Here is a 26,447-nt window from a genome sequence, read left to right on the forward strand (position 1 = left end):
GAGTATGGATCGTCAGATTCGCATTGCTGATCTGTTGAAGACAGACACGATTGTGCTTCAGTTGTCAGCCACCACGAAAGAGGAGGTGCTGGATGAGCTGATCGACAAGCTGGACGAGGCGGGGCGGCTGCACAGCAAAGAAGAAATGAAGCAGGCGATCCTGGCGCGGGAGGCGCAGGGCTCGACCGGGATCGGGGATGGGATCGCCATCCCCCACGCGAAGACGGCTGCGGTGAAAACGCCCAGCATCGCGTTCGGCATTTCCCAAGCGGGGATCGATTATCAGTCGCTGGACAACCAAAAAGCCCATCTCTTCTTCATGATCGCGGCGACCGAAGACGCCAGCGAGGCCCATTTGGAAACACTGGCGATGCTGGCCCAGATGCTGATGGATGAGTCGTTTCGTCGCGAACTGATGAAAGCGGTTACGAAGGAAGAGGTGATCGCCATCATCGCCCGCAAGGAAAAAGAGGTTCATGGCGAACAGGAAACCGTTTCCCAAGCGCAGTCGAAAGCCGGCGTGAAGGTGGTGGCGGTAACCGCGTGCCCGACGGGGATTGCCCACACGTACATGGCTGCGGATGCGTTGAAAAAGAAAGCGGAGGAAATGGGCATTGCCATCAAGGTGGAGACAAACGGATCCGGCGGCGTGAAAAACAGGCTGACAGCGGAAGAGATCGCCGAGGCCGCCGCCGTGATCGTGGCTGCCGACAAGCAGGTGGAGATGGAACGTTTTGTCGGCAAGGTGGTGATTGAAGTGCCGGTAGCGGAAGGCATCCGTCATGCCGAAGCGTTGCTGGAGCGTGCGGTGAAACAGGATGGGCCCGTCTTCCGAGGCGGTGCGGCCAGCTATCAGGAGAAAATCCAGGCGGCGAAGGCCGAAAGCAATCGGAACCGCTCTGCCGTATACAAACACTTGATGAACGGGGTTTCCAACATGCTGCCGTTTGTCGTGGGCGGCGGAATTATCATTGCGATCAGCTTCATGTTCGGGATCAAAGCGTTCGATCCGAAAGATCCCTCCTTCCATCCGCTGGCCAAGGCGCTGATGGATATCGGCGGCGGAACCGCATTTGGCCTGATGATCCCCGTCCTGGCAGGCTTTATTGCCAAGAGTATCGCGGATCGCCCCGCTTTCGCTCCCGGCATGGTGGGCGGCATGCTGGCCTCTTCCTCCGGCGCCGGGTTCCTGGGTGGGATTATCGCCGGTTTCCTGGCCGGGTACATCGTGGCCGGATTGAAAAAACTGTTTGCGGGTCTGCCGGAGTCGCTGGAAGGCATCAAGCCGATGCTGCTCTATCCGTTGTTTGGGATGCTGCTTACCGGTTTTATCATGGTGTACGTCGTCTCCGATCCGGTGGCTGCGGCCAATGCCGCGCTGGGCGGCTGGTTAAAGAACATGAACCAGGGGAACGCCATTCTGCTTGGACTGGTGTTGGGGGCGATGATGGCCTTCGACATGGGCGGCCCGGTCAACAAAGCGGCATATACGTTCGGGATTGCGATGATTGCGGCAGGCAACTATGCACCCCATGCAGCCATCATGGCAGCGGGGATGACGCCGCCTTTGGGGCTGGCGTTGGCTACGACGCTGTTTAAAAAGAAATTTACCGAAGATGAACGGCAGGCGGGCAAAACGGCATACGTGCTGGGGGCATCTTTCATTACCGAAGGGGCGATTCCCTTTGCTGCGGCTGACCCTACCCGCGTGATTCCGTCGATCATGGTGGGCTCTGCGGTGGCGGGCGGTTTGTCGATGTTTTTCGGGTGCACGCTGCCGGCCCCTCACGGCGGATTGTTCGTCCTGCCGGTGGTGGGCCACGCGGGACTGTACCTCCTGTCAATCCTGATTGGCACCGTTGTCACGGCATTGATGGTAAACCTGTTGAAGAAAGAAGTGGAAGCATAAGAAAATCGGCTGCCAGGCCTTCCGGGTCTGGCAGCTTTTTTCTGTATCGCTAAAGGCTGGGGTGATCCGGAAACACGGGTGCGTGATCAGTAAGATCGGCGGTGTTGGCTTTCGTGCTATAGTATTGCTGAAAGAGAAAGAGGCGTTTCGCCGCTGTCGGGCTGACTCGGAGGTGCATGATGGAAAATCGCGACTGGTTGATTTTGCGGGAACTGTATCGGCAGAAAAATATCACCAAAGCGGCAGAAAGCCTGTTTCTTTCCCAGCCTGCCTTGACCAAACGCATCCGGCAGATTGAAAAGGAGTTCGGGGTTCAGATCGTTCATCGCGGGAGAAGAGGCGTTCATTTTACGCCGCAGGGAGAGTATCTGGTGAAATGTGCCGAGGAAATGCTTTTGAGGCTGCGGCAAATCACTGAACATTTGGCCAATATGGACAACAGGGTTGCCGGGACCATCCGTCTGGGGGTTTCCAACTATTTTACGCGCTATCAACTGCCTGGCCTGTTAAAGCGATTTAAAACGAAATATCCGGACGTCGAGTTTCAGGTGATTACCGGTTGGAGCAAAGATGTGTTCAAGATGGTGTACAATCAGGATGTTCATGTCGGGTTTGTGCGCGGCAACTATCACTGGCGGGGCCGGAAGCATCTGTTGTTTGAGGAGCCGATCTGTATCGTGTCGCAGGAGAAAATCAACCTCGAGGATCTTCCCCGCCTTCCCCGCATCGACTATGAAACGGATGATCTGTTAAAAGCGCTGATCGAGAATTGGTGGGCGGAAAATTATACGCAGCCCCCCTTGATCGGCATGGAGGTGGACAAGGCGGACACCTGCCGGGAAATGGTGGCCAACGGTTTGGGCTACGCGATTTTGCCCCGGTTGGTCCTCAGCGGCAAGGAAGAATTGTTTACCCTCAATCTTACAGACCACAACGGCGATCCGATATTACGCAGAACGTGGATGTTTTATCATGAGGAATCCCTTGCGTTAAAGATGGTGAACGCCTTTGTGCGCTTTATCGAGGAGACGGATATGTCGACACCCTTGTAGGTATTCCGTTTTGGCATCATCCATGATAGCGATTTGGTATTTTCTCTATACTCACCATTGATCTACACTTATGACATACAACGGATCAATCAAAGTCAGAGGGTATGTCTATGCAGTCACGAATCTTTTTTACACTGCTGCTTGCATGCGCGGGGGGAGGGCTGTTTGCCTGGGTTCATTCTCCGCTGCCATGGCTGCTGGGGCCGTTGGTTACCATCGTGGCCGCCGTGTTCCTTGGGGTAACCGGACTCCAGGCTCCCGCGTGGTTTCGGAAAGCAGGGCTGATCGTGGTCGGGATTACCCTGGGGCTGCGGATTACGCCGCAGATCTGGCAAACCATGTCCGATCATCTGGGGCTGATGCTGCTTGCCACGATCGTTACGGTATGTTTCGGAATGCTGAATGCCTGGATCCTGCATAAGTGGCGCAATGTGGATCTGGTCACGTCCCTCTTCAGCAACATCCCGGGCGGGCTGTCCGAGATGGTCACCATCGGGCAGAATCTGGGGGGCAACCTGCAGATCATTTCCATCTTTCACTCGATACGGGTCGTCATCATTGTCTGTGTGACCCCGTATGTCGCCACATTGCTTCCGCATCAAATGACAGCGGCGGCCATCCTGTCCGGCGGCCACCTGCTGGGAGCCGTGGAAACCGTCAGTCTCCTCGCCGGCGGGGCTCTGATCGCGCTGGTGGCTTCACGGTTAAGAATTCCTGCCCCGTTTTTGCTAGGTCCTCTGCTGATGGCGGCCGTTTTGTCGGCAAGCGTGTCGTTTGCAGAGGGGCCGCCGGTTCTTGCCGATTTCCTGGTCAAGGGCGCCCAGGTTCTTATCGGCATCAGCATCGGGGTGGAATTCAAACGGGAAGATCTGGGGAAACATCGCCCCTTCTTTCTCCTGGGGCTCGTCCAATCCCTGTTTCTGTTTGGAATGAGCCTTTCGCTGGCACTCCTTCTTTCCTACGCGGCCGACATGGAGAGAATCACCAGCATCTTGTCAACGGCGCCGGGGGGTATTGCAGAGATGAGCCTGACGGCGCTTGCCACGGGGGCGGACCCGCTGCTGGTGACGGCTTTTCAACTGTTCCGCGTTTTGTTTATCGTTACCGTCTTCTCCTTTTTGATTCGAGCCTATGTGAAGAAAGCTGCGGCCAGGGTTCGACAGCTGGAGACCGATCATGAAGTTTCCTAATCAAACAGGCGGATTGGCGCGCATCTCCGGAACAACCCGGGAGCGTTCCTGCTGTTTGAAAATTAAAGGAATGGCATTCTCTTCCCTCCGCTTGGGAACCCTATCGGTGGAGGGATGATGATGGACAAAGACTTGGCGTTAATGAAAGAACTGACCGAAGCAGCGGGGCCGGCCGGATTTGAGGTGCAGATTCATGAGGTGATGAAGCAGCATCTCACCCGCTTGTCCACGGAGGTGCTGTCGGATAACCTGGGCGGCATCGCGGGCAGGCGAGGCACCCACGGGCCCAAAATCATGCTGGCGGCTCATATGGATGAAGTGGCGTTTATGGTGACGCAGGTAACCAAGGACGGCTTTTTGCGGTTCCAGCCGCTTGGCGGGTGGTGGGGCCATGTCATGCTGGCTCAACGGGTTACCGTCTTGACCAAAAAAGGAGCGCTGACCGGGGTGATCGGATCGAAGGCGCCCCATGTGCTGTCCATCGAAGAGAGACGGAATGTGCTGGAACCGGAAACCATGTTTGTCGATATCGGGGCGGCAAGCAGGGAGGAAGCGGAGCGGTTTGGCGTGGATGTGGGCGATCCGGTGGTTCCGGTCTGCCCGTTTGAGATTCTCCCCAATCCCAAGATGCTGCTCGCGAAAGCCTGGGACAACCGAGCCGGCTGCTATATGGCCCTGAAGGCGCTGGAGAGCCTTCAGCAAGAGAGCCATCCCAATATCGTCTATGCGGGAGCAACCGTCCAGGAGGAAGTGGGGCTGCGCGGTGCGGAAACGTTGGCCCACACTATTGCGCCCGACATCGCCTTTGCCCTGGATGTGGGCGTCGCGGAGGATACCCCCGGCATGAGCGGGAAAGAGGAGCATATCAGGCTGGGAGCGGGGCCGCTGTTGGGGTTTTATGACCGCAGCATGATTCCTCACCTGCACCTGCGCGATTTCGTCATCGAAACGGCGCGGGAGAACGGGATCCCCTATCAAATCGAGATCATGCCGGGCGGCGGAACCGATGCGGGTAAATTCCATACGGTGAACCGCGGGATCCCCTCCATGGTCATCGGCGTTGCGGCCCGCTATATCCACAGCCATGTCTCCGTTGTCCACCGCGATGATCTGGACAACGCCGTCAGGCTGCTCGTCGCGCTCATCAAGCGGCTGGATGAAACGGCGGTCCAGCACATCAAAGGAATGGGCAGCAGACGGGTTGGGGAAAAGGAATACGCCCGGATGGGGGTGTAAGCGTACGGACGGGAGGCATGATCCCGTCCGTGCTTTGATTGGAATCGGTTGCGGCCACCCCGGGCTTTTTTCATGCAAATCCTTGACATGTAGGATAGGGGGGTATAGTATATAAAGCGAAAGGAAATGTTGGAGAGAAAGGGAGAATTCATGATGAAAAACGTTACCTTGCAAGTAGAAGGGATGTCCTGCAATCACTGCGTCGCTACCATCGAAGGCGCGTTAAGGGAAATTGGCGCTTCGGGCAAAGTGGACCTGGCGGGAAAAACGGTTTCGGTCACCTTTGATGAAGAGAAGGTGAGCCTCGAGGCTGTCAAGGAAGCGATTGAGGAACAAGGCTACGATGTGAAGTAAGGAGAAAACGGTTCAGCGGGGTGCAGGTGTGGGGGCACATTCGTGGTAATGCCCGGGATTCAGGTGGGAGGCCACGAAAAAACCCCAGGCGGCTTTCATGCGGGATTGGATATCCGGCTACCTGCGGTTTTAGCGCTCTTTTCTTTTGCTGATCCAGTTCAAGCTGTCCCCGCGGATAATCGTGCCCTGGAGGACAAAGCTGATCAGGAATAGGGCAATGATGGTTACCAGGCGAATTGGTCCGTTTGAAACAAGAATGGCCGCAATTCCCAATGCCAACGCGGTGATCAATAAGAAGACAACCGTTTTCCCGTTCATGATCACACCGTCCCCACTTCATGATCCCTTTGCTATATATACGGACGTGACGAACGAAAGTTTTCGGAAAGCCACCTTGTTCGAGGTGGCTTCAGGCTGATGACAAACTTCTGTTTGGGGCATGGAGGAATGGGGCCAGGCGAGCTCCTTTGACGACCGACTCAGCGGAGAAACAAAGATGCGGGGTCACAGGGGGCGATAGTCTCACATCTGTGAAATACCAAGATGTTGAACCCCTGCCCGCGTCGCGTTTCGGAGCGGACAAAAGCCCACTTCCTCGCGGGGCGTCAAGAGAGCGAGCAGGAACCATTACCCATGATCGACCGACGTTGTCTGCACAATGAAGCTACCTTATCCGAGGTGGCTTTTTTGCGTCTTGTTCCCACACTTTTTTTACGTTTTTGCGATGTTTCTGCGATACTTTTCCAACATTCTCTTTCTAGAATCAAACGTGTAGGCCAAATCTTAGACAAGGAGTGATGGTCCATGAAAAAAATGGTATCGGTCTCGCTGCTTGCCGCAGCTCTGCTGGTCGGCGGAGTGGGCACCATTCATGCGGAGGAGGGGGCCCAACAGCAGGCAAAGTGGAAGCAAACCCCGGAATACCAGGCGCTGCAAACGCTGCAGGAACAGCGGAAGCAGCTGAACGAACAGCTTAAGGCTCAGGGGGAACAGAACAAGGCGGCCTGGGAAGCGCTGAAGGGGGATGTGTCCCCGGAAGTGCACGAGCAGGTGAAAAGCGTGCTGGAGGCCATCAAGCCGCTGCGGGAAGAAAACAAACAACTGGTCGCCCAGCTGAAAGAAGCCAAGCAGGCCAAGGATGAGGAGCGGGTCAGCGCTTTGAAGGCCGAGATCGCCGCCAATCACCAGGAGATTGAAGCCAAGCTCGCCCCGATCCAAGCGGAATGGCAGCAGGTGAAGGAGCTGCATCAGTCCCTGAAACCGATCAAGTCGCAGGTGCAGCCGATCCGGGAAGAGAAGAAGGCCAATCATGAAAAGGTTATCCAGCTGCGAGGCGATCTGAGAGAAACGTTGAAAAATGCCAAGGAAGCGTACCAAAACGGCGCGGAGACCGAATGGAAAGAGATGCTGAACGATGCAGCCGGTCTGTTGGAACAGCTGAACGCCGTGAAGGAAGAAATTTTGACGCAAAAGCAAGCCATCTATGACGTGTTGAAGTAGTTCGGGCAGGAACCGCACGACAAAGCTGCCCAAAGGGTGGTAACCGGAATTCCTTTTGCGTCACCCAAGAAAGCAGTCGTTGGTTTTCCCAATGGCTGCTTTCTTACTTCCTTTTCCATGCTGCCGTGTGTCAATGTTGGGAAAAGTGTGGGAAAACAGCAGGCCCAAATGTGTTGTAAAATGAGAGAAAACGCACGTTGCGGAGGAAACGCATGAACGCATACCGCATTGCCATCGTGGATGATGATTCCAATATTCGCCAGATTGTCGAGGCCTATCTGCAGAAGGAAGGATACACCACCGTCGGACTGGATACTGCGGAGGAGGCACTGCGCCTGTGGCAGGAGAATCCGCCGGATCTATGGGTGCTGGACATCATGCTGCCCGGGATGAACGGGTACGAATTCTGCCGCCGCATTCGCATGGAGACGGAAGCGCCGATTATCATGATTTCGGCCCGGGACGAAGAAGTGGACAAGATTCTCGGCCTGGAATTGGGCAGCGACGATTACCTCACCAAGCCGTTCAGCCCCCGCGAATTGGTGGCGCGGGTCAATCGGGCGCTCCGCCGGTGGGAGCAGATGAAGCAGCGGTTGTCGGGCGCCGCCGGGGAAGCGGCAGAAGGGCATCTGCAGCCGACAGCGAGCGCTCCAGCGCTGGTGCTGGATATGGAAAAACGGCAGATCTTCTGGAAGGGCAAAGAGGTGGAGGTCACGGCCAAAGAGTTCCAACTGCTCCGTTTGCTCGCCGATCACCCCAATCGGGCGTTTTCGCGGGATGAACTGCTTACCCTGGTATGGGGGGACGATTACTACGGCAGCGACCGTGTCGTCGATGACCTGATCCGCCGGATTCGCAAAAAACTGGATGGCATCCCCCTTGAAACGGTCTGGGGCTTCGGGTACCGGCTGCGGGGACAAGAGGAGAGAAGGTAGGATGAAACTGCAATACCGGATTACGATCGCGTTCGGCCTGCTGCTTATCGTCGTCACGGGAGCGTCCGCCCACATGTTTTATTCGCTCCTGCTGGACAACCTGATTGAACAGCAGCGCAACGAGCTGATGCTCAAGGGCCAGATTTGGATCGAGAGGATGAAAAATTCCCGCAGCGCCATATCACCCGAGTCGGTGGAGGAACTGCAGCGGCTTTTCGTCCCCAATCGCAAGGTGGAGATCCTGTTGGTAGGGGATAAGAGAAAGGTTCTCTACACGACGCTTCCTTCCTCCAGCTTGAAAGATTGGCTCAACGATCTGGAGCGCAGGGCGGAAAAGCGAAAAGAGCGCAGGACGTGGCTGATTGGCAGCGATGATTATATCGTCGTCACCCTTCCCATGCAGAACGGAGAGAGCCGGAGGCTGCTGCTGGCCGTGCCCGTTCGGGGGGTGAAGGAGATCCGCGTCGAACTGACCCGGAATATCATGGGCACCCTGCTTGTGGGCGTGATTTTCGCCATTCTCCTGAGTTTCCTCATCACCCGAAGCCTGGTGGAGCCCTTGAGCAAGCTGGTCAGGGAAATCAAGAAAGTCCAGCTCCGAAAGTTTGCCGAGGTTCAGTACGTCCCGGCGACCGGCGAGATCGCCGAGGTGTCGGAAAGCGTCTATTTTATGGCGCAGGAGCTGGATCGTTTCCACGACATCCAGAAGCAGTTTTTTCAAAATGCCTCCCATGAATTAAAAACCCCGCTGATGTCCATTCAGGGGTACGCGGAGGGGATCCGCGACGGGGTATTTACCGGGGATGCCGCCCGCCAAGGCCTGGATGTGATTGTCCAGGAGACGACGCGGCTGAAAAAGATTGTGACCGAAATGATTCTGTTGGGAAAGCTGGAAAGCGAGGAGCATCTCTTCCATCCGGAAGCGGTCTCGGCAGTGGAACTGGTCAACCAGGCGATCGAGCGGTTGGACCCGATCCGGCTGAAGCAGGGGATCACCATTGCGGTGCGGAAGGAAGATGCGGAACCGTGCGTGTTCGTAGACCGGGAGAAATTCCTGCAGGCGCTGATCAACATTCTCGGGAACGCCCTGCGCCATGCCAGGGAACATATCGACGTGAAGCTGGAAGAGCGGAAAAACCAGCTATGGATCGACATCGTGGACGATGGGGAAGGCATTCCGGAAGCGCTGCTCCCTCATCTGTTTCACCGTTTCGTCAAAGGAAAAAACGGGGAGACCGGCCTGGGGTTGGCTATCTCCCGTGCCATCATTGAGCGGTCCGGGGGGACGATTGAGGCTCACAACGGGGTGATTGCCGGCGCCACTTTTCGCATCAAGCTGCCTTTGCAAAAAAATCCTTAGCCACATAGAGCGGCTGAGGATTTTTTTCATGGTTTTTTCAGAAAAGCCCGGTAAGATGGTCTTACCTTACCGAGCAGGAGGATTCGGGAATGAAGCGTTCCAAATGGTTGAAATGGAAGATGGGAGGAGGGGTGGTGTTTGCCCTTGCCATGCTTTTTCAATCGGCCAAGGCCGATCCGGCATTTGAAGCAGCGCATGAGCGGGCGCTGCAGGCGCAGATTGATTCCGATGAGCCGGAGGACGCCGCCGATGACGATCAGGTGATGAATGAGGGGGAACAAGGGAATCTGCCCGAGGATGCGGAGAGGATCGGCGTCACGGATACCCATACGGTGGAAGCGGCAACAAATTTGTCGCAGGGGCGGTCGCCAGCAGCGGAGAGCCCTGCTGCCGCCATGGAAGGAAAGCAGCAGATGTCTGCCGCCCCCGCCGCTTCAACCAACAGCGCCCGGAAACAGGCGAGCGGCAGCTCAAGGGCCGCATCGCCAAAGGGGAAAGCGGCGCATCCGAGCCTACCGGTGAAAAAGCCGAACAGCGGCAGTCCAAGCCCGCAGCCGTCGCCCATCCCTCCCGATATCGCGGGTTCCGCCGTTGGCCCGCAAGCGCCCGTCCCACCGGATATTCCGTCGCAGCCACTGCCCGCTCCTCCGGATATCCCTGCGCAGCCATCGCCCGCTCCGGCCGTTCCGTCAACCGTGCCCGCTCCCCCCACGGTCACGGAGACAAACGATGGAAACAGCCAGGTGGCGGAGACGCAGCCGGCCGAAGAGCAGGATTCCGGAAGCAGCGCACACCGTTCGTCGGATTCCCGGCCTGAAAAGCGGAAAAAATCCCATACCAAAAGCCGCCGCTCCTGAGATGTAAACAATACGGAGGGGAGAAAAACGATGCCCGACACCGCAGTGATCCGGCAGATGGAGTGCCGCGCCATGAACACGACGATCGAGTTGACGGTGGAAACGGAAAATGGCGATGACAAATGCGCGATCGCTCTGGAGGAGTCTGTCAGGAGATGGTTTTTCAGCACGGAGCAGCGCTTTAGCCGCTTTTTGCCGGGCAGCGAACTGTCCCGTCTCAATCAAAACAGCGGGAAGCTCACGCTCGTCTCCGCCGCGATGGCGGAAGTGCTGTCGCTTGCCGAGATGTACCGGCAGCAAACCAGGGGGATTTTCGATTATTTTGTCGGGGAAGCTTTGCAGCATGCGGGCTACTCCTGTTCATTTGAACGCCTGCGGTACCGGATTGCGGTTACCGCGCCGCCCCCGGACAAACGGTGCCATGAGATGGTGCTCGATGTGGGGATGAAATCCGTCTCTCTCAGCGAGGGAGCGGCCATCGATCTTGGCGGCATCGTGAAAGGGTGGGCGGTGGAGCGGATGGTCAGCCGGTTGAAACGCCGCCACCGCATCCCGCGGGGGGTGCTGAACGCAGGAGGGGATTTGCAGGTGTGGGGAGGCTTTCAAAAGGACGAACCATGGCTGATCGGCATTGCGGACCCCTGGAATGAAGAGGGGGAGCTGGCCCAATACGCCGCCTTCGATGGAGCGGTCGCGACATCCAGCGTGCTGGGGAGACGCTGGCGGACTGATTGCGGCGAGATGCATCATCTGGTGGATCCCCGCACGATGCGGCCTGCGCAAAGCGATGTGGTGCAGTGCACCGTCATCGGCAGCAGTGTGGTCGAATGCGAGATCTGGGCCAAGGTGGTGTGCATCCTGGGCAGCAAGGAGGCGGTTCCGCTGCTGAAAGCCCATCTTCCCCATGCGGAAGCGCTGTTTGTGACCGGCACGGGGGAGGTGCATTATGTGGGCGGGAAGAGCGTGGACAGGGAACAATGGCCCGCGGTGTGGATTGATGTCGCACACATCGGCCGGTAAGACTCGCGGGGAAAGGAGGACACAGTATGGTAGCGTTTCTCACAAGTTTACCCACCTGGGAGCTGATTCGCTTCCTGGGGCTGCTGGCATATCTTCTGCTGTTTGCGGGGGTAAGCCTGGGGATGTTGTACAGCATGCCGGTATGGAAAGGGAAGGGCAAGGCCGCTCTCTACAAATGCCATTCGACGGTTACCGTCGCGGGCACTTTTTGCGGCATCCTGCACGCCATGATCCTGGTGATCGATACATATATGCCGTTTTCCTGGCTGGAAATCCTGATTCCCTTCCGAGCGGCGTATAAACCGCTTTGGAACGGCATTGGCACACTGGCCGCCTATGGCACCCTGATCCTGATCCTGACGACCGATCTGAGAAACAGGATGCCGCATAAGCTGTGGCGCATGATTCATATCGGTTCCTATCCCGTCTTTCTGGCCGCCTTGATCCACGGTCTGGGGGTGGGAAGCGATACGAAGCATCCGGCGGTCTATTTGATGTATGTGCTGAGCTTTGGGATAATGGTGTTGCTGCTGATTGTACGTTTGTTCTTCGGAAGGAAGCGGGACCGTGCATATCTTGCTCATCGAGGATGACAGCAAACTCGGGGCTCTGGTGCAATACAAGCTGTCCCGGGAGTACCATACCGTAGACTGGGTGTCAGACCCCGAACTGGTTGACGATTATTTGAAGAAGAGCCGTTATGATCTCTATATTCTGGATTGGATGATGCCCCGTAAAAGCGGCTTGGAGATTTGCAAAGAGCTAAGGAGCCGGAACGATGCGACGCCCATTCTGATGCTGACGGCGAGGGATGCGGTCCCGGATCGCGTCCTGGGCTTGAACAGCGGGGCGGACGACTATTTGGTCAAACCTTTTGCTTTTGAAGAATTGTTTGCCCGCATCCATGCGCTGGGGCGGCGGAACCGTCTGCCGGATTATCACGAGGATGTGTACACGGTGGGGGGGATAACGCTCAATACGCTGACCCACGAGGTCACGCGGGAAGGCGTGCCCATCGCCCTGACCAAAAAGGAATTCCAGCTCCTGGCCTTCATGATGCGCCATGCCGGCCGGACCATATCGCGGGAACAACTGCTGGATCACGTGTGGGGGGTGGATGCGGCAATCACGCCCAATGCGGTTGATGCCGCCATCAAGCTCCTGCGCAAAAAAGTGGACGACGGTTTTGCGCAGAAGCTGATCCACAATGTAAGGGGGTTCGGGTACCGGCTGAGCTGCCAGGAGGAGAACGATCATGTTTGAAAAAACGAGAAGAAGGCTGACGTTGATTTACAGCGGCATGATCGGGCTCATCCTGCTGATCATGGTGTTTTCCTTCTATTTCATCCTGTCGATGGTGATACACGGCAATGAGCGCGCACAGCTCCGTTCGCTGGCGGACAAGGCCCTCCATGAGTGGAAGGAGCACGTCGAACGGGAAGAAAAGCCGCACCGCGGGCATGAGCTTGCCGGAAAGATGGAGGAGATGGATTGGGATTTCGTGCTTCCCAACCAGTATGTCATCTTTGTTGAACAGGATACGGGCAGGATTGTGAGTTCCCTGCAAAAAAAAGATCCGGCGATGGCACAAGCGCTTGTGCATGATTGGCAAGCTCTTGCGCTGGAGCCGGACAAAATGGTCATCATCCAGCAGGCCGTACAGGAGGGCAGCCGGACGTTTGCGGTCAGCAAGCTGTTGCTTGCGCCGGAAGGAGGTTCCTTCACCGTTTATCTGGGAGAGGATATTACCGGAATGAACGAACTGCTGCGCCAAATGAGATGGGGCTTGAGCTTCGCGGCGATCCTCATGTTGGGGATCGGGACGGCGGCCGGATACTTCTTTGCGGGGCGTGCCATGATTCCGATCAATCGGGCTTATCAACGGCAGCTGGATTTTACGGCCGATGCCTCCCATGAACTGCGTACCCCTTTGAGCGTGATGCTGTCCTCTGCCGAGATTCTGATGGAGTGCAAAGGGGCGCTCCCGTCCTTCCACCAGTCTGTCCTGGACAGCATGCTGGATGAGATCAGACGCTTGATCCGGCTGAGCGAAAATCTTCTTGCGCTTGCCCGCCAGGATACGCAAAAGCAAAGCGGCTCCCCCCTCACCCGCACCCCTTTCCACTTCCCCCAAACCGTACAGGAAGCCGTCAGCCGCATGCAACTCGCCGCAGAACAAAAGGGTGTTGCGCTGTCCTTTCACAATGGCCTGCCGGAGGAAGCAGCCGTTTATCACGGGGATCGGGACAAGATGTTGCAGCTGCTTTACATTTTGATTGATAACGGCATCAAGTACACGGAGTCGGGCGGATACGTCAGGGTGAGCCTGGAGAGAACGTCCCGGCAGAAGATCGCGCTGACCGTCGCCGACAACGGGTGCGGGATTGCGCAGGAAGATCTCCCTCATGTGTTCAAGCGCTTCTACCGGGCGGATAAAGCCAGATCCCGCAGCACCGGCGGAAGCGGTCTCGGGCTTTCCATCGCCCGCCAGATCGTGCAGGAGCATCAGGGCACCATTCACGTCTCCAGTGACATACAGCAAGGTACGGTTTTTACCGTCTGTCTGGAAAGAACGAAACCGCCAGGGAGATCTCCCTGACGGTTTAAAGTGACGGCGAAAAGGTTGGGTGCCCTGTCCGGCGCGGCGAGTGCCCCGCTCGGCAGCGCGGCAGCTGCCGCCGGGTGGGTGGCGCGTTCGCTCAAGCCGGGCGGGGTTTTCTTACGGCTCCAAGGTGACGCGCACCCTTGCCGTTGCCTTCACGGACGGGTCGGCTGCCGAAGCGATCGTGACATACAGCGTGACGGTGGTTTTGTCGTCGGGCAGCGCCTTGAGAACGCCGTTGTCGTCGATGTACTTGTCGTTGGAGCTTCTCGTTACCCGATACGTGACATCGTCCGTATCTTCCGGCAGCTCCAGCACCGCTTTGTCCAGTTCGCTCGTATTGACGATTTTGGCCTTAAAGGCGTCTTCGGCCTTTTTCACGGCTTTGGCAGCGGCGGCGGATGCGGATTCACCGTCTCCTTCCGAGATCGCGAAGGCTTTCCATGCTTCGTAGGTATTCACGATCTGCTCCCCTTTTGGCAGGGTGGGATCGACGGTGTATCCAACCAGACGAAGCTTGTATTTGCCCGGATCCAGCTTCTTGGCAACGGTCGAGCCGTCATAATAGGTGCCGTCCAGATTGGAGAACGTGATCGGGCCTGGAGCGAACATCCGGTAATCGTCGAACATCGTGGCCATGGTCCCAATGTAGGTGTCATCGTACGTCCAAGCCTGCAGTTCGATCACATTGACATCTTCCGCCTGCAGCAGGGCTTCCAGGGTGAAGGAATCTTCCTTGCCGTCTCCATCAGGCGTAATGTTGGTATCCGACAGTTTCAGATCGTCGAACCCGAAATGCGTATCTTCCCGCTGGTCGCCGACGTGAACGACGAAGGGGAGATGAAGATCGGGATTGCCGTCTTTGCTCTTCAGCAGGACTTCGCCCTCGTAGACCCCTTCTTCCGCATCGGCTTCCGGCGCCAACTGCAGCGTGAATTCCGTCGTATCCCTGCCGTCTGCGTTGATGGTCGTTTTGGACAGGGAGACATCGATGTCATTCACATCCGGTGTCTCCTGCGGATCGTATGGGTCGGTGGTGACAGCCTTGTGCATGACGACTTTGGCCGTATAATGAACATCTTCCTTGGAGGTGTTCTTCAGCTGCAGCTTGCGGGTGACGGGATCGCTGCCCGCTTTCAGCAGGCCGAAAGAGATGCTGTTGCCGTTATACGTGATCGTTTGCGGCTCCAGATCCTGGTTCAGGATCGTAATGTTTTCGACCGTTTCCAGCACGGCGGGAGTCTTCGCCGCCGCGTAGCCGTCGACCCGGCCGGCCCCTTGCGAATAGACATCGTAGGGGGTGCCTTCCTCATCGGAGATGCGCTTCGCCGTGTTGGAAAGCGCGGCTTTCACATCAAACGGCGTCCATTCCGGATGCGCCTGCTTCAGCAGGAGCGCAAGCCCGGCGACATGCGGGGTCGCCATGCTGGTGCCGTTGAATCGGGAATAGGCCAGATCATATTTGGCTTTCGGAATCAGTTTCTTCCAGGCCGGGATGCTGGAGAGGATGGAGACGCCCGGTGCCGACACATCCGGCTTGATGCTGTAATCGTCGCCCAGTACCGGTCCGCGCGAGCTGAAGCCGGCCATTTTGTCACCCTGGTCTTCCGTTTTCGGATAATCGGCGGAGAAGGTAAAGGTGAGCGTTTTGGCCTTGTCCGGGTCAGCCAGGATTTCCTTGGCCAGCGCGCGCCCCTCATCCCCCCTCATGTCAAAGGTAGGTACGGCTTCCATCTGGTCGCCCAGGATCGTTCCGATATAGTCGGTTCGCTGATCCAGATCCAGATCTGCCACCCCGTCGCCGTCCAGGTCGTTGCCGTTAAAGATCACGATGGCTTTGGCACCCGCATTGACGGCATTCTTGATTTTGGCATCAAACGTAAGGACGCCGCGCGAGATCAACGCGACCTTTCCTTTGACATCCACCTTTTGGAAATCTGTCTCGGAGCCGAGGTTGGCGTAGACCACCGGGAGCGGATTGGTTCCGATCAATTGGGCGAAATTCTCCTTCTTGATCTGCCACGCCATGACATGGAAACGGTAATCCTTGCCGAAAGACGAGCTGGCGGAACCATCGTAGAGGGTGCTCGGCGAAGTGACGGCCCCTACGGTAATCGGCAGCTTGGCACCCGCTGGCGAACCGGCGGTGTAGTAGTGCCTGCCGGGCTCGTTCTGGGCGGCGTTGCCGCTGGCTACCACGGTGATCACGCCTGCCAACATGGCGTTGTTGACCGCGATGGAATCGGGCGAATCGGCGTTTTTCTCGTAATCGGACCCCAGCGACAGGTTGATGACATCCATGCCGTCCTTCACGGCTTTTTCGATGCCGTCGATCACCTGGGCGGTGCTGCCGCCATAGCGTCCCAGCACGCGGTAGACGTACAGATCGGCCGCGTAGGCGATCCCTTTCACATTGACGTCGGACTGTGTGTTTTTCGCGCGGCCGACGATCGTCCCGGAGACGTGTGTCCCGTGGCTGGAGCCTTGATATCCTCCGCCTTCCCGGTCGTCTTCAGGGGCAATCGGTGCTTCTTCATACGGATCCTTGTCGTTGTCGTAAGAGTCGTAGCCGCCTTTGTAGGCATCTTTCAAGTCAGGGTGCAGGTAGTCGACACCCGTGTCGATGACGCCCACCTTCAGCCCTTTGCCGTTCAGGCCCAGCTTCCACATGTCCAGGACGCCGATCTGTTTCAGCGGCGCCGTGTCATACTTGGTGTCTCCGCTTTTCTCCACCTCGACTTCGGGAATGGAGAACTGCTTGTTTTCGTAAATGGCCTTGACGTTCGGCAGCTTGGCCAAATCCGGAATCTGGTTGGCAGGCAGCGAGAGTTCGATCCCGTTGAACACCTGGGTAAACTGGCGGCCCACCCGCAACTTGTCCGTTTTGCTCTTGGCCTCCCGGAGGAAGGACGCCTGTTCTTTTTCCACTTTTGCTTCCAGCGCCTGTGCCGAAAGCGTGCGTCTGCCCTGATGCTTGGAGACGATGGCCGGGTCGCTCGCCAACTGGACGATGACGCTGACCGTTTTGCTGGAACGGGTGTTCAGGCTCGAAGCGATTTTGACCTGTGCCGTCTCAAATTCTGCGATGGCCTTGGTAACCTTGTTCACCTTTTCCAGATCGCGGGCGCTCAGGTTCTCGGATGCAAAAGCATGGTAGGGCAATCCGCCGGTGATGAGCAATGCTGCCAGCGTGAGAGAAGTGAAACGCCTGGTCTTCTTCATCATGTCTGCCTCCTTTTCACAACAATGAACATCGAAGATCAAATTTCGCGGAGAGCCGGAGTATTCCTTTTATTAACAAAAAATAGTTTTCTTATATTTTTGACAAAACACTTCATGTTTCAACAACAGTCGACAGCAATAGATCGCGCTTCTTTTCCCGATGGCGTTTCTGTCGATAAAATAAATCCCCCTCCTGTCTGGCAGACGAAAGGAGGGGGAGCGGGCTGAGAAACGCCTGTTATGGCTGCGGAATAAGGCCAAGCTCCTGGAAGAGCTGCATGTTCTTCAACATGAATTGTTGGGCGGATTGCATCACTTCCTGCTGGACTTGGGCCATTTCGCTGTCGGTCATGGTGGCCAGGTTGAACGAGTTTTCCGGGGTCAGATCGGGCAGTTTGACTTCGGCGATCTGCTCTTCCGTGCCCTTCAGATGAAACCCGATGCTTCTCGGCAGATCCGGGGCTGCCTGGTCAAAGCTCAGCTTCACGCCGGTTTCCGTCTCCCGCTTGCTGCCGCTTTTCACCAGCGTCGAATCGATGGTCCCGGAGAGGGCCAACGGGTCTCCTGATTGATCCTCCACGTTTAACGTGAAGTCATATTTGCCCGTTTCTTTGCCGCTCTCTTTGGTGACGGCAAACGCCGTGCGGAAGTCGAACCGGGTCTCAAGCTTGCCGTCTTTGGTCCCTTTCAACTGAAGGCTGACGGTTCCTTTTTTGTCGGCTTCTGTTCCGGCGGCCTTGTAGGCGTAGGTGAGCTCGCCGTTTTCGTCGCTCTTCGGCGTGCCGGCCAGTTTCAGGAAGACGTTTTCCTCCCGGTTGTTCTTCCAGGACGCTGCCTCCAAGACGTCTCCTTCATCTCCCGGAGCGGTGGAGATGAGCTTGCGGGAGAGAAGGTGGTTCTCCCCGTCGACGAGCAGGACCATTTTGGCGCTGTAATCCAGTTTGTTGTCGTCCAGTTCCTTCTTCCTGTCGTCAAGCCACTGCAGGAAATCGCCTTTCAGTTCTTCCCGCGGCTTCGCTTCCGCATCCGGATAGCCGCTGTCGGTCAGGAGCTTTGTGACGTTTTGGTAGCGGGTGTAAAACAGGTCGAACAGTTTGTCGTCGGCGGCAGCCTTCTCCAGCATCTTGCCGAGCAGCGCCTTCATTTCCTCATGGCTGAAGGTTACCGTGATTTCGCGGGCGGAGGTTTTGAAGCCGTCACGCTCGAAGGTGGCGTCGTTGTTTACGGTAATCTGCTTGTCGGAAAGGGAATCCACATACAGCCTGATGTACGGTTCCACGACCGGAACGACATCCTCCCTGCTGATTTTGACCGCGTTGAGGAGGTCGTTGTAGTCGAGGAAGCGCTTCGGCAGATTCTCGATATGTTTTTGTTTCAGGGCTTCCTGATCGTTCAGGTCGATGACCGCGAATTTTTGATAAAAATCGGGCAGCTTGATCGCCAGTTTCGTCTGATCCAACATCAGCATTTCCGCACTGACAACATCTTTTTCCTTCAACTGCAGCGTTAACGTGGAATGCTGCAGCTTCTTCTGCTGGTCAAGGTCGCTGTCGATTTTCAGCCTGGCTTGTTTCACCAGGTCTACCACCAGTTGGGCCTGCGGGTCCGGAATCGCGGCGTCAATGGAGAAATCGGACAGCTCCATCGAGGTATGGACCGGGTTTTCGAGATAAGGCCGCACCTCCTTGTCGAAGTCGGAGAGGGCCTCGTTGTATCTCGTTTCCCATTCCTGCAGGTTGGCGGCTTCTGCCTCCAGATAGATGGTTTTGGTGCTTTTCAACAGGTCCAGCCCGGCATATGCCGTGGCAAGCCCTCCCAGCAGCACCAACAGAATGGCTCCCCCGATGATCCATGATTTCCTGCTTTTTTTCGGGGAAGTATGCGGTTCCATATGAAGATTGGTTTCCATGGGTTCCTCCTGGTTTGTTTATGGTTGAAGCTGTGCCGATGTCGGGCATCGCTACCGGAATATTTTAGCACATGGAATAGCAAAAAATGTTAGTTAATTCACAAATTGACAAAAACGGGCATAATGACCTACGCCCTTGCTCCCGCAGCATCCGCGATCATGTGCATCACGAACGGTGGGGAACGGCGGTCCGAAACGAAGAAGGGAGTTGATACGTATTTATAGCGACAGGGAAATCCAGCCTTTTTATCACTGCTATCCATAAATAAAGGACGGGGAGACATGGAAAATCAAGCGGTCATTGACATGGTGGTTCAATGGGGATATCCCGCCCTGTTTTTTGCGCTGTGGCTTGGGATAGTCGGCATGCCGATCCCGGACGAAGTGATTGTGATGACAGCCGGAGTCACAACCTCGCTTGGGTATTTGCGGGTGATTCCGGCATTTTTGATTACGTACCTGGGGGTTGTATCCGGCTTATCCCTGGGCTATGTGCTGGGAAGAACGATGGGTGCAGGTATTCTTGACCGCTTGCGCAAGCGGAGGGGGCTGGCTCCCCACATCCTGCGGGCGGAGAGACTGTTGGATCGTTACGGCCATTACGCGCTGTGCATCAGCTACTTTCTTCCGGTAGTCAGACATGTCGTGCCTTATCTGGTAGGAATCGGTCATATGCGCTTTCGCCGATACGCCATGTTTTCCTATACGACGGGGTTTGTCTGGACGCTGCTCTTTTTTCTCGCAGGCCATCTGTTGGGCAGCAATGCAGCCGATCTGGAAGAGACGTTTTCCCAGTCTGTCATGGCTGCAGCGATCGGCATCCTGCTTATCTGGTTCGCGGTACGGTTTTTCCGCAGCCGGAAAGCATCGTTTCGCCGGGGGGATACGGGCGAATAGAAGAGGGACTGCTGCCGGTGCGCGAGCCATCCGCATGACAGTTTTGTTGCAGCCGGAGACGGAAAGCGGCGATGAGCGCCCATTCCTGATATAATGAATCTGGTGAAGTCTCGCAAAGGATGTGAAGGACTGTTGGGGATTGTGGATCTGACCAGCCTGACCTGGGATCAGTTTTGGATGGGCGTATTATATTTCATGCTCTGCGGCACCTTGTTCAGCTTGGGCTTGATGCGGTTGCTGCAGAAGCGGATTCGTTCGGGTATCGTGCTGATGGCGGGGTTTGTCATCAGCCTGGTGGTCATTTTTTCGATGATTGTTCATGCTTTTCTCGGTTGACCGCGTTCTGCCCGGCAACGCAGCGGGAAAAATGATGCTCTTTTTTTCTGTTAAACGATCGTTTATGTTTGGGGGCGGTTGAGAGAGACGAGGCTGTCCCAAAGGGTAGTTCCAGATGACGGAAGCCCACAAATGAACAACATCCCGTTTCACGATCACAAGTGGGGCGGGATGTTTGTTTTTGATGTGATCTTGCCCTTAAAGCGGGGCGGCAGCATCGGAAAATGCCTTTGGGACAGCCTCTTGTTTGCGTCAATGCCAGCCTGGGGGAGCAAGCGGGATTGATCGGTGCAGAGCAGAGCGTATTGGTGGCGCGTGCGGTGATTGACAAACGGCGGCTGTACAACGTATCGTATCAGATATCTTGCAAACGGACGTTGGCTGCGGATCAAACAGGGGGAGACGGTTGAAACGGCTGCCCTGTCTTTTTCCGCACCCCGGATGACGCGCTGCCGTAAGCCGCCGAATGAGCCGGCCGGAAACGATGCTGCGTGGTGCGGCGGCTTTTGGGATATCCTGCTCTTTGATAACATGACAGGTAAGGACGCATTCGAGGGAGGAAGACGATGATGACATGGATCACGATTGCCGCCAGCCGGAAAAACATCGATCCGTCCCAAGAAAACGGGATGCAAGCGATCGTGGCGGGCGGTTTGGCGAAACCACAGGGATCGGCATGTTGACGGGAGAGATTCGGCATCGCGTGGATGCCATCTGGGAAATCTTCTGGACAGGCGGGATCACCAATCCGCTGACGGTCATCGAGCAGTTTACCTATCTGCTGTTTCTCAAACGGCTGGATGAGAAAGAGGGCGTACTGGAACCGGGCATCCGCTGGTCCGGCTTCGCCCACAAGGAAGCCGACGACATGTTCCGGATCGTCAAGGATGAGGTTTTTCCGCGCTTGAAGCGGCTGGGCGGGAAGAACTCCCGGTTTGCCCGCCATCTGGAGAATGCCGTCTTTCTTATTCCCTCGCCGGTCATGCTGCAGCGGATCGTGACGGCCATCGATCGGCTGGTGGGAGACCTGCCGGCCAAGAATCAGGATGCGCTCGGCGATTTGTACGAATACCTGCTGGCCAAGCTGTCCACATCGGGCACCAACGGCCAATTCCGCACGCCGCGCCATATCATCCGGATGATGGTCCAGCTCATGAAGCCGACACTCCAGGATACCATCCTCGATCCGGCGGCAGGCACCGCCGGGTTTCTCGTGGAAGCGGCGGATTACGTTGCCGGGACGTACCGGGACCAACTGTCGGCAGAGAGCGGTACCCCCGCGCTGCAGCAGCATTTCCGGCAGACCATGTTTTACGGTTTCGATACCGATCCGACCATGCTGCGGATCGCCTCGATGAATCTGCTGCTTCATGGCATGGAGGACCCCAATATTTTCTATCGGGACGTATTGGCGGAAGCGTATACGGAAGAGGAGAAGTATTCGCTGGTGCTGGCCAACCCGCCGTTCAAGGGCTCGATAGACGGCAGCCGGGTATCCGCAAGTCTGCTGGCTGCGGTCAAAACCAAAAAGACGGAGCTGCTCTTCCTGGCGCTCATCCTCCGCGTGTTAAAGACCGGCGGCCGCTGCGCGGTGATCGTGCCGGATGGTGTGCTGTTCGGCTCCTCCAAGGCGCATGTGGCGATCCGCCAGCTGATCGTCGACCGGCACAGGCTGGAGGCGGTGATCTCCCTGCCTGCCGGGGTGTTTCGACCGTATGCGGGCGTCTCCACTGCGATCCTGATCTTTACGAAAACCAACTGCGGCGGCACGGAGCGGGTGTGGTTTTACGACATGCTGGCGGACGGCTACTCCCTCGATGACCACCGCCGCCAGCTGGACCCGGACAAGCATGAGGAGAACAACATCCCGGATATCCTGGCCCGCTTTGCCAACCTGGAGGCGGAGCGATCCCGTGCCCGCACCGAGCAGTCCTTCCTGGTGGAGGTCGGGGAGATCAGGGCAAACCGCTATGATCTCAGCATCAACCGGTACAAGCAGCGGATGCCCGCCAAAAAGGAGTATCCGCCGCCGGGCCAAATCCTGCAGGAGATCGCCCAGCTGGAGGATGAGATTGCCGATGCGCTGAGACAGTTGAAGGAGATGATCGGGTGAGCGCCGTTGAGCACGTACGCATTCGTGACGTCACCATCAATCTGGACCATCTGCGCAGGCCGCTGAACAAAACGGAGCGCCGGCGGATCAGTCGTGACAGGCTCTATCCCTATATCGGCGCCAACCGCATCATCGGTTACATCGACGATTATCTGTTTGACGGGAAAATCCTCTGCGTCGCCGAAGACGGGGGAAGCTGGGGGGCCTGGCAGCGGTGCGCCTTTGTGTATGAAGGGAAGTGCTGGGTCAGCAATCATGCCCATGTGCTGCAGGAGACGGAGCGGGTCCGGCTCGACTATCTGAAGCATTATCTGAACTACGCGGATTTGTCCGGCTTCATCACCGGCACGACGCGGGGCAAGCTGACCAAGGCGGCGCTGGACCAGATCGTCGTGCCGCTGCCGGCCGTTTCCGTGCAGGAGAAACTGGTGCGCCTGCTGGATACGGCGGAAGCGCTGGTGGCAAAGCGGCAGCAGGCGCTGGCCAAGCTGGACGAGCTGGTGGAGGCCTTCTTTATCGAGAGGTTTGGCGATCCGGTGGACAACCCTCGGCGATATGTCCTGGTCCCGCTGGGGGAGATTTGCGACGTGCGGGACGGGACGCATGAATCTCCCGCCTATGTCTCGGCGGGATACCCGCTGATCACCTCCAGACATCTGGCAAACGGCACGATCGACTTTGACGCCGCCAAGTTGATCGCGGAGGCCGATTTTCAGGCGATCAACAAGCGCTCCAAGGTGGACAAGGGCGATATCCTGCTGCCGATGATCGGCACGATCGGCCGTCCGGTCATCGTGGATACCGAGCGCCCCTTTGCCATCAAAAACGTCGCCCTGATCAAGTTCGCCGGGGCCGACCGGGTATCCAACGTCTATCTGAAAACTCTGCTCGATTCGCCGTACTTTGCCGAATGGATGCACGCCACAAAAAGGGGCGGCACCCAGCGGTTCATCGGACTGGGGGATCTTCGTTCCTTCCCGGTCCCGCTGCCGCCGCTGTCCGAGCAGCAAGCCTTTGCCCGAACTTATGAACAGATCCAGCACCAGAAACAGCTGATGCACCGGCAGCTCGCCAGACTGGAGGAGAACCTCCGGGGGCTTCTGCAGCGGGTGTTTGCGGGCGAGCTGACAATACGGTAACAAGGAGTGATTGATCGTGAAACTGCTCATTCTGTATGGAAGCACACGCCGGGGAGGCAATACCGAATGGTTGACCGAACGCATGGTGGAGGGGCTGCCTGCCACCCGTATCTATCTGAGGGAGAAACAGATTCGCCCCATTCAGGACATGCGTCATACGGCGGAAGGCTTCTCGCCGGTGGATGACGACTACGACGAAGTGGTTCAGGAGATGCTGCGCCACGACGCGATCGTGTTTGCCACACCGCTGTATTGGTACGGCATGTCCGGGCTGATGAAGAATTTCATCGATCGCTGGTCCCAGAGCCTGCGGGATCCCGATTTGGACTTCAAGGCGCAGATGCGCACGAAAAAAGCGTACGTAGTGATCGTGGGGGGCGATAATCCCCGCATCGAGGCGCTGCCGTTGGTGGGACAGTTTACCCACATCTTCCGGTATTTCGGGATGGAATTTGCCCATTATCTGATCGGAAAAGGAAACAAGCCGGGCGACGTGCAGCGGGATGAGCAGGCGATTGCCCAGGCGGCACAGATCAGAAAAGCGCTTTTGGATTGAGGAATCAAGGCAAGGGCAGGCGTTGACAGCTTCGCCAAGGCGTTCTAAAATACCCACGGGGGTATAAGGAACGTCTCTTTTTTATTTACATGAATACCCCAGCCGGTATATGGGAGGGATAACCATGAGCAGGAAAATCGTCATTGTCGGCGGTGTCGCAGGCGGGGCCACAGCGGCTGCCCGGCTACGTCGGTTAAACGAACACGATCATATCATTCTGTTTGAACGGGGAGAGCATATCTCGTTTGCCAATTGCGGGCTGCCCTATTACATCGGGGAGAAGATCACGCAGCGGCAGAAGCTGCTTGTGCAGACGGTGGAAGGGATGTCCGCCCGTTTCCATCTCGATATCCGCAATCTGAGCGAGGTCATCCGTATCAATCGGGACCGCCAAACGGTGTCGGTCCGCGATCTGAGGAGCGGGGAGATCTACGAAGAAGGGTATGACATCCTGATCCTTTCGCCGGGTGCCAAACCGATCAAGCCGCCGCTGTCGGGGATCGAGGAGGCGGAAGCGCTCTTCACCCTGCGCAATATACCGGATACGGACGCCATCAAGGAGTATGTCGATTCCCGCCGTCCCGGTCACGCGGTGGTGATCGGCGGCGGTTTTATCGGCGTGGAAATGGCGGAGAACCTGCGTGAACGCGGCCTTGGTGTCACGCTGGTAGAGATGGCCGATCAGGTGCTGCCGCCGCTCGACCTTGAGATGGCGGCTCTGGTGCATGATCATCTGCGCAGCAAAGGCGTCGAGCTGATTCTGGCAGACGGGGTGCAGGCGCTTGCGGACAAGGGCAAGCGGGTGAAGCTGGCCAGCGGACGGGAAATCGCCACCGACATGATCATTCTTGCCATCGGCGTGCAGCCGGAGAGCAACCTCGCGAAGGAAGCGGGCCTGGAGTTGGGGGTTCGTGGAACCATCAGGGTAAACGAGTCGCTGCAGACAAGCGACCCTTCTATCTATGCCATCGGGGATGCCATCGAGGTGAAGGACTGGATCAACGGCCAGCCGACGATGGTGCCGCTGGCATGGGGAGCCAATCGGCAGGGGCGGCTGGTGGCCGATCATATCAACGGACGCCGGGCCGCATACAAAGGGGCGTTGGGTACCGCGATCGTCAAGGTATTCGACCTGACCGTCGCGATCACGGGAAACAATGAGAAAACACTGAAGAAGCTGGGGATGCCCTATGAAGCGATTCACATCCACCCCGCCTCCCATGCCGGGTATTATCCGGGAGCGGCGCAGCTGTCGCTGAAGCTGTTGTTTGAGCCCAAAACGGGGCGCATCCTGGGCGCGCAGGCCGTCTCGGCGGAAGGAGCGGACAAACGGATCGACGTGATTGCCACAGCCATCAAGGGTGGCTTGACCGTATTCGACCTGGCCGATCTGGAACTCGCCTATGCGCCGCCGTACTCTTCCGCCAAAGACCCGGTCAATCTGGCGGGTTACGTAGCTTCCAACATCGCGGAGGGCCTGGTGGAGATCGTGCAGTGGCATGAGATTGACCGCCTTGTTGCGGACGGCGGTCTGCTTATTGACGTGCGCGAACCGGTTGAACGTGAGAAGGGTTATATCCCGGGGTCCATCAATATCCCGCTGGGCGAACTCCGCAGCCGGTTGGCTGACATTCCAAAGGATCGGACGGTTTATGTCTCCTGCCAGGTAGGGCTGCGCGGCTATATAGCGGCGCGCATCCTGAGCCAACACGGCTTCCGCGTAAAAAACGTGGATGGCGGATACAAAACATACGCCAGCGTCTATGGAGAGGGAAGAACAGAGCCACGGTCCGATTCGCGGGAAGAATGATCGCTGGCGTCCAACCGGGCAGCGCGGCCGTTTGCCTGGGCCATGCCGACGGAGCGGGGCTCAATCTGTTTGTCTGGGAAGGGGTATCCGATGGAATACACGGCTGATATGAAAAACCGGCTCCGCCGCATCGAAGGGCAGATCCGGGGCGTGCTTGCCATGATGGAGGAGAAGAAAGAGTGTCGGGAAGTGGTCACACAGCTGGCGGCGATCCGAAGCGCCGTCGACCGTGTCACGGGCCTGGTGGTCGGCATCAATCTGGAAAACTGCATCCGGGAAGAGCTCTCCAAAGGAAATAATCCGGAGCAGGTCATCAAGGAAGCGGTCGAGCTTCTTGTCAAAAGCAGATAAAAAGATAACCGGCAGAACGAAGCGTCCATGCTTCGCCTCTGTTTTGTTGACAAACCGACTGGCGGTCTGTATGATGAAAAAAGAAAATCGACCATCAGT

At 57.0% G+C, this 26,447-nt stretch carries 24 protein-coding genes; 21 read left to right on the top strand and 3 right to left on the bottom strand.

The window, feature by feature from the left end:
* Positions 1-4: 4 nt before the first annotated feature.
* From G3578_RS12115 to G3578_RS12135, 5 genes are all read left to right on the top strand, one after another.
* Complete coding sequence (locus G3578_RS12115) at positions 5-1,909, top strand: PTS fructose transporter subunit IIABC (RefSeq protein WP_165213021.1); 1,905 nt, start codon at positions 5-7, stop codon at positions 1,907-1,909.
* A gap of 179 nt (positions 1,910-2,088) precedes the next feature.
* On the top strand, positions 2,089-2,961 hold the full coding sequence (locus G3578_RS12120; protein WP_165213023.1) for a LysR family transcriptional regulator: 873 nt from the start codon (positions 2,089-2,091) through the stop codon (positions 2,959-2,961).
* Positions 2,962-3,071: 110 nt separating this feature from the next.
* Entirely contained in the window at positions 3,072-4,151 is a 1,080-nt protein-coding gene (locus G3578_RS12125; RefSeq protein WP_165213025.1) for an AbrB family transcriptional regulator, read from the top strand.
* Between the two features lie 120 nt (positions 4,152-4,271).
* A complete protein-coding gene (locus tag G3578_RS12130) occupies positions 4,272-5,387 on the top strand; it encodes a M42 family metallopeptidase (protein WP_165213027.1) in 1,116 nt (371 codons plus the stop codon).
* A gap of 153 nt (positions 5,388-5,540) precedes the next feature.
* Positions 5,541-5,741, top strand: coding sequence for a copper ion binding protein (locus tag G3578_RS12135; RefSeq protein WP_165213029.1), 201 nt, complete (start codon positions 5,541-5,543; stop codon positions 5,739-5,741).
* Positions 5,742-5,870: 129 nt separating this feature from the next.
* Here the strand turns inward: G3578_RS12135 and G3578_RS12140 are convergent, their stop codons facing one another.
* Positions 5,871-6,059, bottom strand: coding sequence for a hypothetical protein (locus G3578_RS12140; RefSeq protein WP_165213031.1), 189 nt, complete (start codon positions 6,057-6,059; stop codon positions 5,871-5,873).
* 486 nt (positions 6,060-6,545) lie between these two features.
* On the opposite strand from G3578_RS12140, the gene G3578_RS12145 reads away from it, so the two are divergent.
* The 8 genes from G3578_RS12145 (at position 6,546) to G3578_RS12180 (ending at position 14,012) form a co-directional block, all read left to right on the top strand.
* Positions 6,546-7,241, top strand: a complete 696-nt coding sequence (locus tag G3578_RS12145; RefSeq protein WP_165213033.1) for a hypothetical protein — start codon at positions 6,546-6,548, stop codon at positions 7,239-7,241.
* 212 nt (positions 7,242-7,453) lie between these two features.
* Positions 7,454-8,176 carry a response regulator transcription factor gene (locus G3578_RS12150; protein ID WP_165213035.1) on the top strand — a complete coding sequence of 241 codons (723 nt, stop codon included), beginning with the start codon at positions 7,454-7,456 and terminating at the stop codon, positions 8,174-8,176.
* A gap of 1 nt (position 8,177) precedes the next feature.
* Positions 8,178-9,536, top strand: a complete 1,359-nt coding sequence (locus tag G3578_RS12155; protein WP_165213037.1) for a sensor histidine kinase — start codon at positions 8,178-8,180, stop codon at positions 9,534-9,536.
* A gap of 89 nt (positions 9,537-9,625) precedes the next feature.
* A complete protein-coding gene (locus G3578_RS12160; RefSeq protein WP_165213039.1) occupies positions 9,626-10,393 on the top strand; it encodes a hypothetical protein in 768 nt (255 codons plus the stop codon).
* A gap of 30 nt (positions 10,394-10,423) precedes the next feature.
* A complete protein-coding gene (locus tag G3578_RS12165; protein WP_165213041.1) occupies positions 10,424-11,413 on the top strand; it encodes an FAD:protein FMN transferase in 990 nt (329 codons plus the stop codon).
* 26 nt (positions 11,414-11,439) lie between these two features.
* Entirely contained in the window at positions 11,440-12,006 is a 567-nt protein-coding gene (locus tag G3578_RS12170) for a ferric reductase-like transmembrane domain-containing protein (RefSeq protein ID WP_165213043.1), read from the top strand.
* Positions 11,981-12,676, top strand: a complete 696-nt coding sequence (locus tag G3578_RS12175) for a response regulator (RefSeq protein ID WP_165213045.1) — start codon at positions 11,981-11,983, stop codon at positions 12,674-12,676. The genes G3578_RS12170 and G3578_RS12175 overlap by 26 nt, the downstream gene beginning before the upstream one ends.
* The gene (locus G3578_RS12180) at positions 12,669-14,012 is read left to right on the top strand and encodes a sensor histidine kinase (protein WP_165213047.1); all 1,344 of its coding nucleotides are present in this window, start codon (positions 12,669-12,671) and stop codon (positions 14,010-14,012) included. Before G3578_RS12175 ends, G3578_RS12180 begins: the two co-directional genes overlap by 8 nt.
* 120 nt (positions 14,013-14,132) lie before the next feature.
* Here G3578_RS12180 and G3578_RS12185 read toward each other — a convergent pair whose 3' ends face one another.
* Complete coding sequence (locus G3578_RS12185) at positions 14,133-17,237, bottom strand: S8 family serine peptidase (RefSeq protein ID WP_165213049.1); 3,105 nt, start codon at positions 17,235-17,237, stop codon at positions 14,133-14,135.
* 238 nt (positions 17,238-17,475) lie between these two features.
* Positions 17,476-19,146, bottom strand: coding sequence for a DUF6583 family protein (locus G3578_RS12190; protein WP_165213051.1), 1,671 nt, complete (start codon positions 19,144-19,146; stop codon positions 17,476-17,478).
* A 282-nt stretch (positions 19,147-19,428) separates the two neighbouring features.
* On the opposite strand from G3578_RS12190, the gene G3578_RS12195 reads away from it, so the two are divergent.
* The 8 genes from G3578_RS12195 (at position 19,429) to G3578_RS12230 (ending at position 26,348) form a co-directional block, all read left to right on the top strand.
* Complete coding sequence (locus tag G3578_RS12195) at positions 19,429-20,043, top strand: DedA family protein (protein ID WP_165213053.1); 615 nt, start codon at positions 19,429-19,431, stop codon at positions 20,041-20,043.
* Between the two features lie 141 nt (positions 20,044-20,184).
* Positions 20,185-20,379 (top strand): hypothetical protein, encoded by a 195-nt coding sequence (locus tag G3578_RS12200; protein WP_346774008.1) that lies wholly within the window; start codon positions 20,185-20,187, stop codon positions 20,377-20,379.
* Between the two features lie 224 nt (positions 20,380-20,603).
* Positions 20,604-20,789, top strand: a complete 186-nt coding sequence (locus tag G3578_RS12205) for a hypothetical protein (protein ID WP_165213057.1) — start codon at positions 20,604-20,606, stop codon at positions 20,787-20,789.
* Positions 20,790-21,055: 266 nt separating this feature from the next.
* A complete protein-coding gene (locus G3578_RS12210; protein ID WP_165213059.1) occupies positions 21,056-22,492 on the top strand; it encodes a class I SAM-dependent DNA methyltransferase in 1,437 nt (478 codons plus the stop codon).
* Complete coding sequence (locus G3578_RS12215) at positions 22,489-23,631, top strand: restriction endonuclease subunit S (RefSeq protein WP_165213061.1); 1,143 nt, start codon at positions 22,489-22,491, stop codon at positions 23,629-23,631. The genes G3578_RS12210 and G3578_RS12215 overlap by 4 nt, the downstream gene beginning before the upstream one ends.
* A gap of 22 nt (positions 23,632-23,653) precedes the next feature.
* Positions 23,654-24,187, top strand: coding sequence for a flavodoxin family protein (locus G3578_RS12220; protein WP_165213314.1), 534 nt, complete (start codon positions 23,654-23,656; stop codon positions 24,185-24,187).
* A gap of 124 nt (positions 24,188-24,311) precedes the next feature.
* Positions 24,312-25,997 carry a CoA-disulfide reductase gene (locus G3578_RS12225; RefSeq protein ID WP_165213063.1) on the top strand — a complete coding sequence of 562 codons (1,686 nt, stop codon included), beginning with the start codon at positions 24,312-24,314 and terminating at the stop codon, positions 25,995-25,997.
* Positions 25,998-26,087: 90 nt separating this feature from the next.
* A complete protein-coding gene (locus G3578_RS12230; RefSeq protein WP_165213065.1) occupies positions 26,088-26,348 on the top strand; it encodes a metal-sensitive transcriptional regulator in 261 nt (86 codons plus the stop codon).
* The last annotated feature ends 99 nt before the right edge of the window (positions 26,349-26,447 follow it).

The sequence above is a fragment of the Brevibacillus sp. SYP-B805 genome, assembly GCF_011059135.1.
Taxonomy (GTDB): Bacteria; Bacillota; Bacilli; order Brevibacillales; family Brevibacillaceae; genus Brevibacillus_F.

Excerpts from the sequence above, each read along its gene's own strand:
- G3578_RS12115 (WP_165213021.1), top strand. The coding sequence starts at position 5 with ATGGATCGTCAGATTCGCATTGCTGATCTGTTGAAGACAGACACGATT.
- G3578_RS12120 (WP_165213023.1), top strand. The coding sequence starts at position 2,089 with ATGGAAAATCGCGACTGGTTGATTTTGCGGGAACTGTATCGGCAGAAA.
- G3578_RS12125 (WP_165213025.1), top strand. The coding sequence starts at position 3,072 with ATGCAGTCACGAATCTTTTTTACACTGCTGCTTGCATGCGCGGGGGGA.
- G3578_RS12130 (WP_165213027.1), top strand. The coding sequence starts at position 4,272 with ATGGACAAAGACTTGGCGTTAATGAAAGAACTGACCGAAGCAGCGGGG.
- G3578_RS12135 (WP_165213029.1), top strand. The coding sequence starts at position 5,541 with ATGAAAAACGTTACCTTGCAAGTAGAAGGGATGTCCTGCAATCACTGC.
- G3578_RS12140 (WP_165213031.1), bottom strand. The coding sequence starts at position 6,059 with ATGAACGGGAAAACGGTTGTCTTCTTATTGATCACCGCGTTGGCATTG.
- G3578_RS12145 (WP_165213033.1), top strand. The coding sequence starts at position 6,546 with ATGAAAAAAATGGTATCGGTCTCGCTGCTTGCCGCAGCTCTGCTGGTC.
- G3578_RS12150 (WP_165213035.1), top strand. The coding sequence starts at position 7,454 with ATGAACGCATACCGCATTGCCATCGTGGATGATGATTCCAATATTCGC.
- G3578_RS12155 (WP_165213037.1), top strand. The coding sequence starts at position 8,178 with ATGAAACTGCAATACCGGATTACGATCGCGTTCGGCCTGCTGCTTATC.
- G3578_RS12160 (WP_165213039.1), top strand. The coding sequence starts at position 9,626 with ATGAAGCGTTCCAAATGGTTGAAATGGAAGATGGGAGGAGGGGTGGTG.
- G3578_RS12165 (WP_165213041.1), top strand. The coding sequence starts at position 10,424 with ATGCCCGACACCGCAGTGATCCGGCAGATGGAGTGCCGCGCCATGAAC.
- G3578_RS12170 (WP_165213043.1), top strand. The coding sequence starts at position 11,440 with ATGGTAGCGTTTCTCACAAGTTTACCCACCTGGGAGCTGATTCGCTTC.
- G3578_RS12180 (WP_165213047.1), top strand. The coding sequence starts at position 12,669 with ATGTTTGAAAAAACGAGAAGAAGGCTGACGTTGATTTACAGCGGCATG.
- G3578_RS12185 (WP_165213049.1), bottom strand. The coding sequence starts at position 17,237 with ATGAAGAAGACCAGGCGTTTCACTTCTCTCACGCTGGCAGCATTGCTC.
- G3578_RS12190 (WP_165213051.1), bottom strand. The coding sequence starts at position 19,146 with ATGGAAACCAATCTTCATATGGAACCGCATACTTCCCCGAAAAAAAGC.
- G3578_RS12195 (WP_165213053.1), top strand. The coding sequence starts at position 19,429 with ATGGAAAATCAAGCGGTCATTGACATGGTGGTTCAATGGGGATATCCC.
- G3578_RS12205 (WP_165213057.1), top strand. The coding sequence starts at position 20,604 with ATGCCTTTGGGACAGCCTCTTGTTTGCGTCAATGCCAGCCTGGGGGAG.
- G3578_RS12210 (WP_165213059.1), top strand. The coding sequence starts at position 21,056 with ATGTTGACGGGAGAGATTCGGCATCGCGTGGATGCCATCTGGGAAATC.
- G3578_RS12225 (WP_165213063.1), top strand. The coding sequence starts at position 24,312 with ATGAGCAGGAAAATCGTCATTGTCGGCGGTGTCGCAGGCGGGGCCACA.
- G3578_RS12230 (WP_165213065.1), top strand. The coding sequence starts at position 26,088 with ATGGAATACACGGCTGATATGAAAAACCGGCTCCGCCGCATCGAAGGG.